Origin of the sequence: Lentzea sp. NPDC058450, from assembly GCF_042721395.1 — a bacterium.
In the GTDB taxonomy this organism is placed as follows: Bacteria; Actinomycetota; Actinomycetes; order Mycobacteriales; family Pseudonocardiaceae; genus Lentzea.
Genome location: NZ_JBHXLO010000014.1, coordinates 112922 through 128567, shown reverse-complemented (window position 1 = coordinate 128567; position 15646 = coordinate 112922). Strand labels below are relative to the sequence as shown.

At 71.6% G+C, this 15646-nt stretch carries 17 protein-coding genes; 11 read left to right on the top strand and 6 right to left on the bottom strand.

The window, feature by feature from the left end; genetic code table 11:
- Positions 1–26 precede the first annotated feature (26 nt).
- From ACFWNN_RS22605 to ACFWNN_RS22590, 4 genes are all read left to right on the top strand, one after another.
- Positions 27–1034 carry a sensor histidine kinase gene (locus ACFWNN_RS22605; RefSeq protein WP_382441894.1) on the top strand — a complete coding sequence of 336 codons (1008 nt, stop codon included), beginning with the start codon at positions 27–29 and terminating at the stop codon, positions 1032–1034.
- Complete coding sequence (locus ACFWNN_RS22600; protein ID WP_382441893.1) at positions 1027–2169, top strand: hypothetical protein; 1143 nt, start codon at positions 1027–1029, stop codon at positions 2167–2169. Before ACFWNN_RS22605 ends, ACFWNN_RS22600 begins: the two co-directional genes overlap by 8 nt.
- Positions 2154–2798 carry a response regulator gene (locus ACFWNN_RS22595; RefSeq protein WP_382441892.1) on the top strand — a complete coding sequence of 215 codons (645 nt, stop codon included), beginning with the start codon at positions 2154–2156 and terminating at the stop codon, positions 2796–2798. The genes ACFWNN_RS22600 and ACFWNN_RS22595 overlap by 16 nt, the downstream gene beginning before the upstream one ends.
- Before the next feature lie 108 nt (positions 2799–2906).
- Positions 2907–3539: a hypothetical protein gene (locus tag ACFWNN_RS22590; RefSeq protein WP_382441891.1), complete on the top strand. Its 633-nt coding sequence runs from the start codon at positions 2907–2909 to the stop codon at positions 3537–3539.
- 31 nt (positions 3540–3570) lie between these two features.
- Here the strand turns inward: ACFWNN_RS22590 and ACFWNN_RS22585 are convergent, their stop codons facing one another.
- A complete protein-coding gene (locus ACFWNN_RS22585; RefSeq protein ID WP_382441890.1) occupies positions 3571–4227 on the bottom strand; it encodes a response regulator in 657 nt (218 codons plus the stop codon).
- On the bottom strand, positions 4224–5357 hold the full coding sequence (locus ACFWNN_RS22580) for a sensor histidine kinase (RefSeq protein WP_382441889.1): 1134 nt from the start codon (positions 5355–5357) through the stop codon (positions 4224–4226). The genes ACFWNN_RS22585 and ACFWNN_RS22580 overlap by 4 nt, the downstream gene beginning before the upstream one ends.
- 135 nt (positions 5358–5492) lie before the next feature.
- Here ACFWNN_RS22580 and ACFWNN_RS22575 point away from each other — a divergent pair, with 135 nt between their 5' ends.
- The 6 genes from ACFWNN_RS22575 to ACFWNN_RS22550 all read left to right on the top strand — a co-directional run bounded on the left by ACFWNN_RS22575 (position 5493) and on the right by ACFWNN_RS22550 (position 10276).
- Positions 5493–6827, top strand: a complete 1335-nt coding sequence (locus ACFWNN_RS22575; RefSeq protein ID WP_382441888.1) for a hypothetical protein — start codon at positions 5493–5495, stop codon at positions 6825–6827.
- Complete coding sequence (locus ACFWNN_RS22570) at positions 6824–7210, top strand: FixH family protein (RefSeq protein WP_382441887.1); 387 nt, start codon at positions 6824–6826, stop codon at positions 7208–7210. The genes ACFWNN_RS22575 and ACFWNN_RS22570 overlap by 4 nt, the downstream gene beginning before the upstream one ends.
- 16 nt (positions 7211–7226) lie before the next feature.
- A complete protein-coding gene (locus tag ACFWNN_RS22565; RefSeq protein ID WP_382441886.1) occupies positions 7227–8333 on the top strand; it encodes a hypothetical protein in 1107 nt (368 codons plus the stop codon).
- Positions 8326–8844 (top strand): hypothetical protein, encoded by a 519-nt coding sequence (locus ACFWNN_RS22560; RefSeq protein ID WP_382441885.1) that lies wholly within the window; start codon positions 8326–8328, stop codon positions 8842–8844. Before ACFWNN_RS22565 ends, ACFWNN_RS22560 begins: the two co-directional genes overlap by 8 nt.
- A gap of 139 nt (positions 8845–8983) precedes the next feature.
- On the top strand, positions 8984–9910 hold the full coding sequence (locus ACFWNN_RS22555) for a hypothetical protein (RefSeq protein WP_382441884.1): 927 nt from the start codon (positions 8984–8986) through the stop codon (positions 9908–9910).
- A 9-nt stretch (positions 9911–9919) separates the two neighbouring features.
- Complete coding sequence (locus ACFWNN_RS22550) at positions 9920–10276, top strand: hypothetical protein (RefSeq protein WP_382441883.1); 357 nt, start codon at positions 9920–9922, stop codon at positions 10274–10276.
- Here ACFWNN_RS22550 and ACFWNN_RS22545 read toward each other — a convergent pair.
- Genes ACFWNN_RS22545 through ACFWNN_RS22530 form a run of 4 tightly spaced genes read right to left on the bottom strand, consistent with a single transcriptional unit; the run spans position 10266 to position 14429 of the window.
- The gene (locus ACFWNN_RS22545; RefSeq protein ID WP_382441882.1) at positions 10266–11726 is read right to left on the bottom strand and encodes a beta-N-acetylhexosaminidase; all 1461 of its coding nucleotides are present in this window, start codon (positions 11724–11726) and stop codon (positions 10266–10268) included. The genes ACFWNN_RS22550 and ACFWNN_RS22545 overlap by 11 nt on opposite strands.
- A complete protein-coding gene (locus tag ACFWNN_RS22540; protein ID WP_382441881.1) occupies positions 11723–12541 on the bottom strand; it encodes a Gfo/Idh/MocA family oxidoreductase in 819 nt (272 codons plus the stop codon). The genes ACFWNN_RS22545 and ACFWNN_RS22540 overlap by 4 nt, the downstream gene beginning before the upstream one ends.
- A complete protein-coding gene (locus ACFWNN_RS22535; RefSeq protein ID WP_382441880.1) occupies positions 12541–13479 on the bottom strand; it encodes a Gfo/Idh/MocA family protein in 939 nt (312 codons plus the stop codon). Before ACFWNN_RS22535 ends, ACFWNN_RS22540 begins: the two co-directional genes overlap by 1 nt.
- The gene (locus ACFWNN_RS22530) at positions 13467–14429 is read right to left on the bottom strand and encodes a Gfo/Idh/MocA family protein (RefSeq protein ID WP_382441879.1); all 963 of its coding nucleotides are present in this window, start codon (positions 14427–14429) and stop codon (positions 13467–13469) included. The genes ACFWNN_RS22535 and ACFWNN_RS22530 overlap by 13 nt, the downstream gene beginning before the upstream one ends.
- Positions 14430–14682: 253 nt before the next feature.
- On the opposite strand from ACFWNN_RS22530, the gene ACFWNN_RS22525 reads away from it, so the two are divergent.
- Positions 14683–15645, top strand: a complete 963-nt coding sequence (locus ACFWNN_RS22525; RefSeq protein WP_382441878.1) for an acyltransferase domain-containing protein — start codon at positions 14683–14685, stop codon at positions 15643–15645.
- Position 15646 lies beyond the last annotated feature (1 nt).

Below are 15646 nucleotides of genomic sequence, written 5' to 3'. Positions count from 1 at the left end.
GTGGACGATATGTGCAGAATGCGAGCGTGCTGGAGGCGAGACTGCTTGCGACCGTGTCGCGTCTCGCGGGGCCTGTTCGCGGCGCGGGCGTCGCGCTGATCAGCCTCTTCGGCGCGTTCTCGCTCAACTCGGCCCTGGGCTGGGGCCTGTTCGCGGTGGTCGCTCTGAGCACGGTCGCCGACTTCCGGCTGCCCCGCGTGGCGCTGCCGGTGGCGTTCCTGCGGGTCGTGGTGCTGTCGGTGCTGCTGGGCGCGGACGCCGACCAGTGGGTGCTGACCGTCCTCACCACCACGCTGATCACCTGGCAGTGGCAGTGGCCGCTCAAGGTCACCGTGCCCGCGACGGTCGCGTTGCTCGCCGTCCAGGTGGTGACGACCGGGCCGGGCGTGCTGGTGCGCGCGATCCTGGAGTCGGTGCTCGCGCGCCTCGCCTACGAGTTGCTGCGCCGGTCGAGCAGGCGGGTCGACGCGCTGCGGGAACGGGCCGCGTCGCAGAGCCGGGCCGCCGCGGTCGCCCTGGACCAGGGACGACGGGAGCGCGAGTACCTGGCGTTGCTGCACGACACGGCCGCGTCGACGTTCCTGATGGCGGCGCACGGCGGTGACCCGGGCGAGGTGGCCGCGCAGGCCCGGCGGGACCTGGTGGTGCTGGCCGAACGGGACGTGCCGGGGACCGTCGACCTGGGGGCCGCGCTGTCGGCGGTGGCGCGGGACTCCGGGGTCGAGGTGCGGGTGGAGGCCTCGGTCGTGCCGGTGCCGGCCGGGGTGGCGCTCGCGTTGGTGCGGGCGGTGCGGGAGCTGCTGACCAACGTCGAGCGGCACGCGGGGACCGGGCGGGCGGACCTCGTGGTGTCGCCGGGGGTGGTGGTCGTGGCGGACGAGGGACACGGGTTCGAGCCCGCTGACGTGCCGGAACACCGGCGGGGGTTGACGGGGTCGGTGGTCGGGCGGATGGCGGCGGTGGGCGGGACGGCCGTGGTCGACTCGGCGCCGGGGCGGGGGACGAGCGTGCGGTTGGAGTGGCCGCGTGGCTGACGGCAGGGGCAGCGATGCGGTGGGAGCGACCGGTCGGCTGCTCGTGGGAGTGACCGGCGGCGAGCCCGCGGGTGGCGGCGTGGCTGACGACGCGGTGCTCACCATCACGCGGCGAGTCCTGCTCGTCGTGGTCCTCGCGATCCAGCTCGTCCTCATGCTGCCCCAGCTCATCGACCATCCCCACGGCCCAGCCTCCTGGGTCGCCTACGTCCTGCTCACCGCCGTCCTCGCCACCGTCGGCGCCTACGTCGTCGCCGGCCTCCCGACCGTCCCCACCTGGCTGGCCGGCGCACCCCTGGCCGCCTCGGTCCTCGCCACCACGGCCCTCCCGCCAGGAGCGTCGTTCGGCCCGGCGGACTGGGGCTTCGGGCTGGTCGGCTGGTACCTGCTGCTCGTCCTCGTCGAACGCCCGGCCGCCCTGGTCGCGGCCCTGACCGCGCACCTCTGCTTCAGCGTCGCGTGGTTCGCGCACGACGGGAACGGCGACGTCGGCACGGCCGGGGTGGTGATCCTCAGCGGCACCAGCTTCCAGCTCGGCGTGCTGGTGATCACCCGCGTGCTGCACCGCGACGCCCGGCTCGCCGCCGAGGCCGCGGCGGAGCACGACGCCGCCCGCACCCGTGCGGAGCTGGCCCGCCGGCGGGAACAGGACCTGCGCGCCGGGTTCGAGGGGCAGCTGGGCGCGTTGCTGCCGTTGCTGGCGGACCTCGCCGACGAACGGGCCGGCGTCGAGGATCCGGCGACCAGGCTCCGGTGCTCGGTGGCCGCGGTGCAGTTGCGCCGGTTGTTCGCGGAGAACGACGACGTGCCCGACCCGTTGCTGCACGAGCTCACGGCGTGCGTGGACGTGGCCGAACGGCGAGGTGTCGTGGTCCAGCTCGCGGTCAGCGGCACGGCCACCCCGGTGCCGACGGAGATCCGGAGAGAACTGGTCGCGCCGATGGCCCAGGCACTGGCCGTCGCGCAGGGGCGTGCGAAGGTGAGTCTGTTGCGGACCGCGACCGAGGTGCGCGTGGCCGTCGTGGCGGACGCCCCGCACACCCCACCGGAAGCGGCCAGGCCGGAACGGGTCACGGTCGAGACGAGTGTCCACAGCGGACTGGTGAGGAGCGAGGCGCGATGGCGGACGGCGTGACGGCGGTCCTGGTCGACGACCACCCCGTGGTGCGGGCGGGCGTCGCGCACTGGCTGTCCACAGCGGACATCGACCTCGTGGCGTCCGGCGAGGAACCCGAGGTGGCGTGGCAGGGCCCCGGCGCCACCGCGGACGTCGTCGTGCTCGACCTGCACCTCAAGAGCGTCACCCCGGCCACCGCGGAACTGCGCAAGCTCGTCGAGGACGGCCGCAAGGTCATCGTCTACTCGATGCGCTCCGACGACGAGATCGCGTTGCTGTGCCTGGAGATCGGCGCGCTCAGTTACCTGACCAAGGCCGAGGGCGCCGACCACCTCGTGCAGGCGGTCAAGGCAGCCGCGGAAGGCCAGTCGTACACGCCCCCAGCACTCGCGGGCGCGCTGGCGGGAGACCGGTCCGAGACGCGGCCCGCGTTGTCCCCGCGCGAGACCGAGGTCCTGGTCGAGTGGTTCCAGTCGGAGTCGAAGGAGTTCGTGGCGCAACGCCTGAACATCACGCTCAGCACGGTCAACTCCCACCTGGAGCGGATCCGGGTCAAGTACGCGGCGATCGGCAGGCAGGCCCCGACGAAGGCGGCACTGGTGGCGAGGGCGATCCAGGACGGCCTGATCGGTCTCGACGACCTCTAGCGCCGCGCTGGCCCAACCCTGTGGTGTGAACGACCGATACCGGCGTTGCGGCATCCGGCCTAGCCTCCTGGGCATCCCCAGGTTCCGCAGCCGGATGGAGTTCCACCAGTGACGCACGCCCGTGGCCCCCTGTTCCTCGCCGCCGTCGCGACAGCAGGCCTGCTGCTGACGGCCTGCGGTTCGGAGACCACCGGATCACCCGTCGCCGCAACGGACACGACAGCCGAAACGACGTCCGAGAGCCCGACGACTCCGACCAGCACCTCGAAGAAGGACACCCCGGTCGCGGCGGGCGGCGACATCACCGCCCCCGGCACCAAGCTCAAGGTCGGCGCCCGCGCCGTCCTCCCGATGGCCTCCGGGGACAAGACCGGCACGATCGCCGTCACGCTCACCGCCATCGAGGCCGGTGCCAAGGAGGACCTGGCGAAGTTCGGCGACAAGGCCAAGAACGTCACGCCGTTCTACCTGCGCGTCAAGGTCGAGAACCTCAGCGGCACGGACCTCAGCTACACCTCGGTCTCGTTGCGCGGCCTCGGCACCGACGGCAAGGGCACCGGCGTGATCATCAGCGGTGACACCCCGAAGTGCGACTCCACCAGCGCCCCCAGGACGTTCAAGACGGCCGGCGAGACCTACGAGACCTGCGTGCTGACCGCGGCACCGGACGGTCTCGCGGTCACGGCCGGCGAGTACAACCGCGGCGACTACGGCAAGTCGCCGGTGGTCTGGGAGAGCTGAGCCGCGGGGTACGACGAGGGGTCCCCGCGGCTCAGCGGTTCTGCACCAGCCCGTTCATGTGCGCGTACGCCACGGCGTGCACCCGGTCCCGCAGGCCGAGCTTCGCCAGCACGCGGGACACGTGCGTCTTGACCGTCTCGTCCCCGACGTGCAGCCGGGCGGCGATCTCGGCGTTGCTGTACGCCGCCGCGACGAGCTGGAGCACCTCGCGTTCGCGCGCGGTCAGCAGCTCCAGCTCGGGCGGCGTCGGGGGAGGGGCGAGGCTGACCGCGAAGCGCGCGATCAGCCGTTGCGTGACGGACGGGTCGATCAACGCGTCCCCGCGCGCCGCCACCCGCACCGCCGAGATCAGCTCCTCCGGCGGCAACGACTTCAGCAGGAACCCGCTGGCCCCCGCTTTCAGTGCCCGGTAGACGTACTCGTCGGTGTCGTACGTGGTGAGCAGTAGGACCTTCGTGCGGTTGCCGGGATCGGCGAGAATCCGTTCCGTGGCACCGAGTCCGTCGAGCTTCGGCATCCGGATGTCGAGCACCGCGACGTCCGGGCGCAGCCGGGCCACCTCGGCCACCGCCGCGTGGCCGTCCGCGACCTCGGCGACGCACTGGAGGTCGTCCTGCGTGTCGAAGATCGCGCGCATGCCGGACCGCAGCATCGCGTGGTCGTCGGCGAGCAGCACCGACAGCGTCATGACGCCTCCAGGGGGAACGTGACGATCGTGCGCCAGGTGCGGCCGTCCGCCTCGAGTCCGGACCGGGTCGTGCCGTCGAACATGCCCGCGCGGTTGCGGATGCCGACGAGCCCGCGCCGCACCGACCCCGAGTCGTCGCCGGGCCCGGCCACGTTCTGCGCGGACACGATCAGCGAGTCCGGCTCGTAGTCCAGCGTCACGGTCACGCCGGACGAGTCGCCGTGCCGCAGCGCGTTGGTCAGCATCTCCTGGATGATCCGGTAGACCGTGATGTCCAACGACTCCGGCACGTCCCGCCGTTGCCCGCGCACCTCCAGCCGCGCCGGGGTGCCCGCCGCGCGGATGCCGTCGAGCAGCTCGTCGATGTTGTCCAGGCCGGGCTGCCGCGCGCCCTCGGACTTGTCGCCGTGCAACAGGTCCAGGAGGTGCCGCAGGTCGACCATGGCCGCGCGGCTGGACGTCTCGACCGCGCGCAACGACGTCATCAGCTTCGGGTTGCCCTCAGGGGTGCCGAGCCGGGCGGCGCCGGCGTGCAGGTTGATCGCGCTCACGTGGTGGATGATCACGTCGTGCAGGTCGCGGGCTATCGCGCCGCGTTCCTCGGTCACGGCTTTGGTGACAGCCGCCTTCGCGTCCTTCTCCGCCATCGCCGACTGCTTCTCGAGTTCGGCGAGGTACGCGCGCCGGGCCGTGGTGTAGCGGCCGACGAGCCACGGCAGCAGCGCGCCCTTGCCCGCGACGAGCAGGGCGAACAGCGGGCCGTGGTCGTTGACGAGCACCACGGCCACGAGGCTCGCGGAGAGCGCGCCGAGCGACGCCCACGCGGGCGCCCCGCGCAACCAGGCTCCCGCGCGGTACCCGGCGATCAGCAGGCCGGCGTCGTTGGAGTCGGCGCCGTTGAACCAGGAGAGCAGGACGATCACCGGGACCGCCGCCTGCGCCACGGCCACCCACAGGGACAGGCGCGCGGGTCCGGCGAGCATCGCGTCCACGGCGAGCGTCATCAGAAGTACGACCGCGGTTTGCGCCGGCGGTTCGCCGTCGAGCAGCACGAGACCGCCGTCGACGGCCATGCACACGGCGGCGACCAGCCACGACTGGTGCTTGAGGGGCAGCTTGATCAGATCCATCGGGCTTGATCCTGCCCCATCGCGTCCCTGAGAACCTCCCGCTTCGCAGGGGTCGGAGATCCCCCGTGCGGGGGACCTGATTTCCGTCTCGGCAGTGACGCGCCGGGCCTCGCATGATCGCTACGTTCGGTCGCGATGAAACGACGTGTTGTGACCTTGCTGCTCGTGCTGGGGGCGATCCTCTCGATCGCGGCCCCCGCACTGGCCGACGGCGCCCAGTCTGGCGCCGACGTCCACGTCGCGCAGAGCCTCGGGGACCGCGACCTCACGGTGATCATCCGCCGGGTCGCGGAGGTGCCGGGGCCGGTGCACGTGGACGTCGTGACGCACGCCGGGACACCGGCGGGCGAGCTGTCCCTGACGTTGCGCTCGGCCGGTGCGCAGTCCAGTGACACCAAGGTGGTTCTCGGTGCTACGCCGGGGTTCTACTCCGGTCGGTTGTACGTGGACCGGCCCGGACCGTGGGAGCTCGCGGTCGACGAGGCGACGATCCCGTTCGTCGTGCCCGCGCTGGTGCCGTCGCCGTGGGAGAACGCGACCTACGGCGGGTTCATCGCGGCGGGCTTGTTGCTGCTGGCGGCGCTCCTGCTGGCCGTGCTGGGCAGGCCCGGGTTCGCGCTCGTGCCGGCGGCGGGGATGGTCGCGGCGATCGCGGTCGGGGTGACGGCGGCGTTGCTCTCGCCGAGCATCCCGCCGGTCGCGGCGCCCGGCGCCCAACTGGACCCGACCTACGACAGCGTGATGAACCCCTACGAGCGAACGTCCGTTGTGGACTTCTCGCGGTCGCCGGTGAACCTGGTGCCGCGGATGGACGGCCGGGACCTGGTGCTGAGCCTGACCGACGGCTCGTCCGGGCGGCCGGTCGACGACCTGCTGGTGCACGACAGCGCGTTCATCCACCTCGTGGTGGTGTCGCCGTCCGGGCACCTGCGGCACCTACATCCGGTCCGCACGGCACCCGGCGAGTACCGGGCCCGGTTGCGCGACCCCGAACAGGGCGTGCACGCGATCGCCGCGGAGATCGCCCGTCGTGGCGGGGGAGTGCAGCTGCTGCGGTCCAGTGTGGACGTTGCCGGTGCCGGTGTTGCTGTGGAGCACGACGGGAAGGCCGATACTGCGATGGAGATCCGCGAGGCCGGCCGGCCGAGCACGATCACCGCGAAGTTCGGCGAGCGCGACCTCCAGCCGTGGCTGGGCATGCAGGGCCACATGATCGTCGTCGGCCCGATCACCGACGGTCCCGTCACCGCGCCGATCTGGGCGCACGTGCACTCGATGCTCCCGCCGACGCCGGGCCTGCCGGACAAGCCGGACGAGAGCGTCGCCGCGTACGGGCCGGACGTGCCGTTCACCTACTCGTTCCCGTTGCCGGGCAGGTACCTCGTGTGGATCCAGGTCGAACGCGACTACTCGGTCGTCACCGTGCCAAGGACCGTCGACGTTCCTGCGGGGAAGGCGGCTGTGAAGTGAAGCGTTCAGTTGTGGCGATCGTCGCGGGCGTGCTCGCCTTGGTCGCGGCAGTGGTGGTGCTGTGGCCGCGCACCGTCGAAGCACAGCCGCACCTCGCCGAGAGCACCGGACTGAGGTTCGAGCTCACCCCGGACAGCACCAGGTCCGGCAGCAACGCGTTCGACCTGCGCATCACCGATCGTTCCGGCAACGCCGCCGACGGCGACGTCACGGTCGAGCCGGCGATGCCGCAGATGGGCCACGCGCTCGCCCCGCTCACGGCGGCGGCGCAGGCACCCGGCCGGTACCGGGTCGCGGGCGTCGACCTCACCATGCCGGGCCAATGGGAAATCACCGTGTCACTGCGCGGCGAGCGGGTCGTCATCCCGCTGCTGCTCACCTGAAGGGGGAGGAAGAACCTTGACCACAGCGGACATCACCGCGGCGACCTCGGCGTCGACGTCGCGGGCCGTGCCGAGGGGGCTGGTCCCGGCGAGCGTCGTGCTCGGCGGCACCCTGCTCTCGTTGATCGGCCTGACCTGGGACATCCAGTGGCACAGCGACGTCGGCCCGGACACGTTCTTCACGATGCCGCACCTGTTCCTGTACGCGGGCAGCGCGATCTCCGGCCTGGCGAGCCTCGCCGTCGTGCTGCTGACGACCGCGAACGCCAAGCGCTCCAAGGAGATCGACCCGCTCGTCGGCGGACGGGCGGTCGGCGTCTTCGGCCGGACGTTCTCCGCTCCCGTCGGCTACCTGGTCTCCGGCATCGGCGCCGCGCTGTTCCTCGTCTACGGCTTGTGGGACCAGTGGTGGCACGGCCTGTACGGGTTCGACGCGGTGATCGACTCGCCGCCGCACATCGGCCTGCTGCTGTCGATCTCGATCACCATGGTCGGCGCGGTCATGATCTTCGCGGTCGCCCGTGACCAGGGCTGGGGCGTCTACGGCGTCGCCGGCGCGGCGGGCACGCTGCTCGCGTTCAGCATGGTGACCGTGCTCGGCCTGCGCGCGTTGCCGGGCGGCCCGGTCAACACGGTCAGCGCCGGCAGCGCGTTCTTCTCGGTGATGATCCTGTTCATGGGCGCCTACGTGCTCAACCGGCGCGGCGGCGCGCTCGCCGTCGGTGTCGTGGTGGCCGTGCTCCAGGCGGTGTTCTGGTGGTTCTCGCCGTGGGCGACCGAGCTCTACGCCGACGCCACGGGCCTGCCGTTGCGCGACTACGTCGACGGCGTTCCCGGCCTGCCGAACATGATCCCGATGAGCCTGCTGCTGGTCGCGGTCGCGGTGGAACTGCTGCGCGGTGTGCCGGCGTGGATCGTGGGCGTCGTCGGCGGCGTGATCATCACGGCGCTGGCGCCGGTGCAGCGGATGATCACCTACGGCGCCGGGTTCCCGGCCGCCGAGCGCTACATCGCCACCGTCGTCGCGGGCGCGGTGTTCGGCGCGCTGGCCGGGATGCTCGGCAGGCGGTTCGGCCACATGCTCCGTCACCTCGCACCAGCAAAGGAAAACCGCCATGCGTAAGACTCTGCTGGCACTCGCGGGCACGGCCGCGCTGCTGTTCGGGCTGGCTTCCCCGGCCCTCGCGTTCGAACCGGTCAACGTGGTGCACACGGAGAAGGTGCAGGCCGGACCGTACGACCTGACGATCGGCTTCAGCACGTGGCCGGTGAAGGCCATGCAGTCGCTGGACTTCACCTTCGCGCCGGAGAACGGGATCGACGGCAAGAAGGGCACGCTCACCCTGTTCCGGGAGGGCGTGGAGGCCGACGACAGCCCGCTCGCGCGGCACCCCCGCAAGCGCGAGGTGTGGGGGCTCGACATCTTCGCACTGCCCGAGCAGGGCAGCTGGTCGATGAAGTTCGACGTCGACGGTCCGGCCGGACCCGGCACCGGTGAGCTGAAGAACCTCCAGGTGATGGAACAGCCCGGCCCGCCGATGGGCCTGTCGTGGGCGGTCAGCACGATCCCGCTCTTCGGCCTGATCGCGTTGATCGTGATCGCGTGGCGCCGGACGCGGACCGTGGTGGACTGAACCGATGCGGACCTCACCCGGCCACCTGACCGGGTGAGGTTCCGCCCGAAAGGCTGAACGAGCTGGATTTCCGCGTCCGAGGTTCGGTAGCCAGTTCGCCGTGCGTTTGCCTCACGCGGTTTGGATTGGCGGGCTCCTCGTGCCCGCGTTGCTCGCCGCCACCGGCGTGTTCGTCTACGGCGGTGGCATCGAGCGGGACCTGCACGCGGAAGTGCGTGCGGCGCTCGGAAAGGCCGGCTACCACGGCGTTGTCGCCGTGGAGGGCCGGTCCGTCGTGGTCAGCGAGGTGTCGCCGCGGTCGGTCGACGCCGTGCGCGCCGTGGTGTCCGACGTCTCCGGCGTCGGCAGCGCGGACGTGCGGCAGGCCGAACCGGAACAGCTCCTCGTGGCCGTGCGCGGCGGCGAGATCCTGGTGTCCGGCGCGGTCGCGGACGACGCCGAACGCCGCGCGCTCATCGAAGCCGTGCAGTCCGACGGCCACCGCGTCACCGCCGCGCTGAGACTCGGCGGCACCCTGCCGATCCCGCCCGCCGTCATCGGCAGGGTGGTCACCGCCGCCCTGTCCGCCAAGGTGTCCGACGTGACCACGACCGTCCACAACGGACAGGTGGTGGTCGCCGCCCGCGTGCCGGACGAGGAGCGCGGGACCGCCGTCCGCGACGCCGTCCGGCAGGCGGCCAACGGCCTGCAGGTCACCGACCGCATCGAGGTGGCCCCGTCCACCACCGCAGGCGACCTGAACGTCGAGGCGCTGCACGACTCGATCTCCCGCCTGGTCAACGGCAACGGCGCCATCCGCTTCGTGCAGGGCACCACCGCCTACGAGGGCCACGGCACCGTGCTCATCCAGCGCGTGGGCCGCATGCTGCTGGTCGCACCCCGCGCGTCGATCACGCTGGTGGCCCACGGCACCGATCCCGTCATGGCCAGGACGCGCGGCGAGATGGTGCGCGACGTCCTGGTGGGCCAGGGAGTGTCCACCGCGCTGATCGCCATCGAGACCCGTCCCGCCCCCGGCGGCGAGTACGACCCGGCCACGCGCCAGGTCGACGTCGTAGTCCGTTAGGAGAGTCCTGTGCTCTGGTTGTTCTCGCAGATGTTCCTGCTGTGCCTGGTGTCCTTCGCGGTCGGCGTCCTGGTGACGTGGCTGTCGGTGCGAGGTCGTCTCCAGCCTGAACGCCCGAAGACCCGCCTCGCCCTGCCGGCCCCGCGCCCGGCCGCCGAGCAGGTGGTGATCGCCGAGCAGCCCAGCCCGAAGCAGTCGGCGCCGGAACCGTTGCCGGTCAAGGGCAACTCGAAGACGATGGTCTACCACACGCCTGACTCGCCTTACTACCGGCGGATGAAGGGCGACATGACGTTCCGCTCGGAGGCCGAGGCCGTGTCCGCGGGCTATCGCATGTGGACGACCAAGGGCCGCATCAAGGCGTGACGCCGGACCGCCGGTCGAGTGGGCGGTGGTGCGGGGCGATCTCGGCGAGCATCGGCGCGTGGGCGCTGAGGCGGTCGAGGAAGTCCGGCCAGGAGAGGTCGGTCGACCACGCTGACTCGGCCAGTGCGCACAGCCTCGGGAACGCCAGGTACTCGGCGTGTTCGGGGGTGCGGACGAACTCGGTCCACAGCTGGCCCTGCGTGCCGAGCACCCGCGCCGCGCACTCGTCGTCCCAGTCGGACGGCAGCGGGTCGTTGCGGTAGACGTCTTCCAGCGACACGACGGCGGCGGGCTGGCCGGGTGGTTCGTCGCCGGTGGACTGCGGGTAGTCGAGGTAGGTGCTGCGGAACGGGGCCATCACCAGGTGGTGGCCCCGGCGGACGGCTTCCAGGCCGTGCTTCGGGTCCCGCCAGATCATCACGGCGGCTTCGGGCGGGAGGCCGTGCGGGTTCTCGCCGTCGTCCCAGCAGATCGGGTGGCGGCCGTGCGACACCAGGAACTCGCTGATCCTCCCCAGGAACCAGCCGTGCAGCGCGGCGGCGTCCGGGAGGCCCTCGGACGCGATGCGGTCGGCGGCCTGCGGGCTGGTCTGCCACTCGGCGGTGGGGCATTCGTCGCCGCCGATGTGGATGTGCGGGGACGGGAACACCTCCATCACCTCGGTGAGCACGTCGCGCAGGAAGGTGAAGGTGGTGTCCTGGACGCCGAACAGCGCTTCGGAGACTCCCCAGCCCGTCCACACCGGGAGGGTGCGCGACGGGAAGTTGCCCAGGTGCGGGTAGGCGGCCAGGGCGGCTCGGGCGTGGCCCGGCATCTCGATCTCCGGGACCACGGTCACGCCGCGGGCTGCCGCGTAGGAGACCAGGGTGCGCAGTTCGGACTTCGTGTAGGCGCCGCCGTGCGGGGTGTTGTCGTAGGTGGTGCCGCCGGCCGGGCCGATCATGCTCTCGGTGCGCCACGCGCCGGTCGACGTCAGGGCCGGGTAGCGGTCGATCGGCATCCGCCAGCCCTGGTCGTCGGTGAGGTGCAGGTGCAGGACGTTGAACTTGTACAGGGCGATCTGGTCGACCAGGCGGTGCAGGTACGACACCGGCTGGAAGTGGCGGGCCACGTCGAGCATGACGCCTCGCCAGGCGAAGCGGGGTTCGTCGCGGATCTCCACCAACGGGACGTCGGGGCCGTGGGACATCAGTTGGCGCAACGACTGGACGGCGTGCAAGAGGCCCGCGGTGGAGCCGCGCAGGTGGATGCCGGACTCGGTCACCGAGAGCGTGTAGGCCTCGCCCTCCCCGGACGCCTCCAGCACGATGTCGCCGTCAGGGGAGAGCGGCAGGTCCACTGAGGACTGGAGGAGCCGGGCCGCGGCGAGGGCGTCACCGGACGCCGCGATCACGGACGGGCGGTAGGTGCCGGGGGAGCGGGTCAGGTGCCGGGGCTTGGGGATGATCATGCGATGGCCTTCGCGGTGGCGGTGAGCAGCTGGATCGGGCGGAGCAGGTCGTCGTGGCCGATGGGTGCCGTGCCGGTGGCGGCCATGGTCAGGAACGCCTCCAGGCCAGGGACGAAGTAGTGCTCGTCCAGCTCCAGCACCTGACGAGCCGAGTCGGCGGAGACGGTGAACGGGGCGTCGCCGAGCATCAGGCTGATCTCGACCTCGGTGCTGCCGACCTCGGCGGTCACGACGATGCGATCGGGCAGCCGGGTCACCTCATGGGAGTGGACGGGGCCGGGTGCCAGCCGCAGAGCCACGTCCACCGGGTGGATGCCGTAGAAGAAGATGCCGCCGTACGGGCTGGCCGGGTCGACCGGCCCGGAGGCCGTCACCCGGCGGAACGGGCCTGCGGAGGCAAGGGCCTCGACGGCGGGCAGCCAGCGCAGGGCGGAGAACGACGTCAGCGGGGCGTGGTGGGCCGCAGCCTCGGCGATGATCGCGGAGGCGTCCTCGACGGTGCAGGCCAGGGGTTTGTCGACGAACACCGGCAGGCCCTCGCGCAGGAACGGGACGGCGTGCGCGCGGTGCAGATCGCCGAGCCGGTCGGCCACGACCACCGCGTCCACGAGGCCCAAGAGGTCCTCTGGAGCGTTCACCAGGCGCAGCGGATCGTCGTGTCCGTCCATCACGTCCAGCGACCCCTTGGCCTGCAACGCCCTGTTGCGCGGCGTGTCCCCGCCGCTGATCGCCACCACCCGCGACGGACCCGCCGCCAGGTGCTCGATGATGTGGTCCACGTGGCTGTTCTCGGTGCCGATGATGCCGATGCGCACTAGTGGTCTCCGTTCAGCGCGACGGGGGTGCCGGTTCGGGCGGACTCGTAGACGGCCAGCACGACGGCGAGTGCTCGGCGCGCGTCCGCGGTCGTCACCAGCGGGGGACGGCCGTCTTGGACGGCCTCCAAGAAGTCGGTGTACTGGGCCAGATGGGCGACGTCGAGGGAGTCGCCCTCGCCGATCACCACGCTGGAGCGGTCGCCGTGCACCGCCACGCGCACGGGGTGGCCGGGGTGGGCGGCGGTCGTGGCGGTGATCGTGCCCAGGGCGCCGCTCCCGAACGTCACCACGGCGGCGACGGTGTCCTCGACCTCGATCCGGTCGTGGGCCAGGCACGCGGCACGGGCCAGCACCTCCACGGGCTCGCCCATCAGCCACAGCAGCAGGTCCACCGCGTGGATGCCCTGGTTCATCAACGCCCCGCCGCCGTCCATCACCCACGTGCCGCGCCACGGCTTGGCGTCGTAGTACGACTGGGGCCGCCAGAACGTCGACTCGGCGATCCCCGAGGTGATCCGGCCCAGGCCACCGCCGGTCACGAGCCGATGTGCCGCAACGGCTTCCGGCTGGAACCGGCGCTGGCTGATCACCGCGGCGGTACGGCCGGACGCGCGTTCCGCGGCGATGATCCGGTCCGCCGCGGCCAGCGTGATGTCGATCGGCTTCTCGATCACGACGTGCTTGCCCGCCTGCAACGCGAGCACGGCGGCGTCGGCGTGGGCACCGCTCGGCAGGCAGACGCTCACCGCGTCGACCAGGTCGAACGCCTCGGTCAGCGACGTCAGCGGGGTGCCGCCGAACGCCGACGTGAGGCGCCGCGCCCGCTCCAGGTCGTTGTCCACGACCGCGGTCAACGAGCCGGTGGCGGCGATCAGCCGGGCGTGCACCTCGCCGATCACCCCGGCTCCCACCAGCGCGAACCTCAGGCCGCCCATCGGTGCACCACCCCCTCGTTGTTCGCGCTGTCCTGGGCCAGCAACGCGATCCGGGTCGCCAGCAGGCTCGCCGCCGTGCCGATCGGGGGTTCCACGCCGGCCACGAAGGCGTCCAGCGCTGCGGCGGCAGGCCGTTCGCGATCGGGGAGCGGGACAGTCCACAGCGGACGGTCATGCGTCTCGACCACGAGCTCGGAGCGCGCCCACGACAGGTCCGCGGTCCCGGACGTGCCGGTGAGGCGCATCCGGTAGTCGCCGTGCCAGGGAGCGGAGGCCGGGGTCAGCCAGCTGACCTCGATCGTCGCCGACACGTCGCCCGCGCGCAGCAGCACGGCGCCGTGCCACCGGCCCCCGACCGCGCTGACCGTGCCCTCCGAGGCACCCGACAACCACAGCACCAGGTCGATGTCGTGCACGGCGAGATCGCCGATCACGCCGCCGTAGGTGTCCGGGGAGAGGAACCACGGCGGCCGCCGGTCCCGGTTCAGCTTGTGCGGCGCCGAGGCCGCCACCAGCGTCAACGCGCCGAGCGTCCCGGCGGAGAGCAACGATCGCGCGGCCAGCGTCTCGGGGTAGCCGCGCTTCTCCAGCAGCAACGAGACGACACGTCCGGTCTCGTCCGCCGCCAGGCGGATCGCGTCCACATCGGACAGGCTGGTGCACAAGGGTTTGTCGGCCAGCACGTGGGCGCCGGCGCGCAGCGAGTCGGCCACGACGGCACCGCGCTCGGAGTAGACACCAGCCACCACAACGACGTCAGGCCGTTCGGCGGCGAGCAACGAGCGGTGGTCGCTGTAGGTGGGAACGCCCAGCGAGCGGGCCAGCGACGGGTCGGGATCGCTGACGCCGACGAGCCGGACGTCGGTGCGGAGAGGGAGTTCGTCGAGGACGTAGGCGACGTGCGGATGCGCTGCCCCGGCCACTGCGAGCCGGAGAACGGGATCGGGCATGCGGTCCATTCAAAAGCGGAGGGGAATGCCGAGTCAACGGTATGAATCCGCTCTCGAAGGAATGAATCCTCACGCACGGCAAGCCTCGGACCTGGGGGAATGAGCGCACCGTAGTCATTCTTCAGCTGTTCGTGTGACCTGCGAAGAATCATTGACGTGCAGGAGGTCACACATAATGATGTGCCGAACCAGGGCAAGACACGCCATATTCATTCCCTTTTCGGGGAAGGAATCTCCGAAAGCAGGTGCCGCCATGAGCGAGACCGGCGACTGGCTCGCCGCGCTGCTGAAACAGCCCGAGGCCGACGTCCCGGACCTGGAGCCGGTGACGAAGGACGAGGCCGGCAGGCGGCTCGCGTTGCTCGGCGTCCCGGACGCCGACCACCACGCCGTGCTGGCGACGCTGCCGAGTCCGAACAGGACACCCGAGCTGTGGGAAGCGCTGCTGCGGTGCCACCAGGTCCTGTACGCGCCGGACCCGATCCCCAGCCGGGAGATCGACTGGCCGAACGCGCCCGCCGAGCTGGAGGAGGCCGGCCGGTACTTCTACGTCCACCTCTTCCTGCTCGCGCTGCCGTCGCTGCTCGCGCTGCACCGCAGGCTCGCCATCCCGTTCGACGTCACCGCGGCGACCGTGCAGGACCTCGGCGCCAAGGTGGTCAGCTACCGCAAGTACTACGACCAGGGCGGTTTCGACCGGCAGGGCTGGCTCGTCCGGCACTTCCGCGGCACGCTCTTCCGCCTCGGCAGGCTCCAGTTCGACCGCGCGGTCCTCACCGTCGACGAGTACCGGGCCGAGAGCGAGAGCGGGCCGAAGGAGGGCACGCCCGTCCTCGAGGTGCACATCCCCGGCGACGGGCCGATGACACCGGAGGCGTGCGACGAGTCGTTCCGCCGGGCCAGGCCGTTCTTCGCGGCCCACTTCCCGGACGAGCGCTACGACCACGGCACGTGCCGCTCGTGGCTGCTCGACCCGCAGCTCGCCGACCACCTGCCGGAGACCTCGAACATCGTCCGGTTCCAACGGCGCTGGACGGCGTTCGGACCGACGCCGGACTGCGACAGCGACGTCCTGGAGTTCGTCTACCACCTCCCGCCCGGCACCGGCGATCTCGCCGCACTCGCCCAAGAGACCACGTTGCAGCGCGCCATCGTCGGCCACCTCCAGTCGGGCGGCCACTGGCGCCAGGGCTGCGGCTGGCTCGCGCTTCCCTGAC

Coding starts and splice junctions, on each gene's coding strand:
- ACFWNN_RS22545 (WP_382441882.1), bottom strand. CDS start 11,726: ATGATCATCCCCAAGCCCCGGCACCTGACCCGCTCCCCCGGCACCTAC.
- ACFWNN_RS22560 (WP_382441885.1), top strand. CDS start 8,326: ATGCGTAAGACTCTGCTGGCACTCGCGGGCACGGCCGCGCTGCTGTTC.
- ACFWNN_RS22530 (WP_382441879.1), bottom strand. CDS start 14,429: ATGCCCGATCCCGTTCTCCGGCTCGCAGTGGCCGGGGCAGCGCATCCG.
- ACFWNN_RS22595 (WP_382441892.1), top strand. CDS start 2,154: ATGGCGGACGGCGTGACGGCGGTCCTGGTCGACGACCACCCCGTGGTG.
- ACFWNN_RS22525 (WP_382441878.1), top strand. CDS start 14,683: ATGAGCGAGACCGGCGACTGGCTCGCCGCGCTGCTGAAACAGCCCGAG.
- ACFWNN_RS22575 (WP_382441888.1), top strand. CDS start 5,493: ATGAAACGACGTGTTGTGACCTTGCTGCTCGTGCTGGGGGCGATCCTC.
- ACFWNN_RS22585 (WP_382441890.1), bottom strand. CDS start 4,227: ATGACGCTGTCGGTGCTGCTCGCCGACGACCACGCGATGCTGCGGTCC.
- ACFWNN_RS22535 (WP_382441880.1), bottom strand. CDS start 13,479: ATGGGCGGCCTGAGGTTCGCGCTGGTGGGAGCCGGGGTGATCGGCGAG.
- ACFWNN_RS22580 (WP_382441889.1), bottom strand. CDS start 5,357: ATGGATCTGATCAAGCTGCCCCTCAAGCACCAGTCGTGGCTGGTCGCC.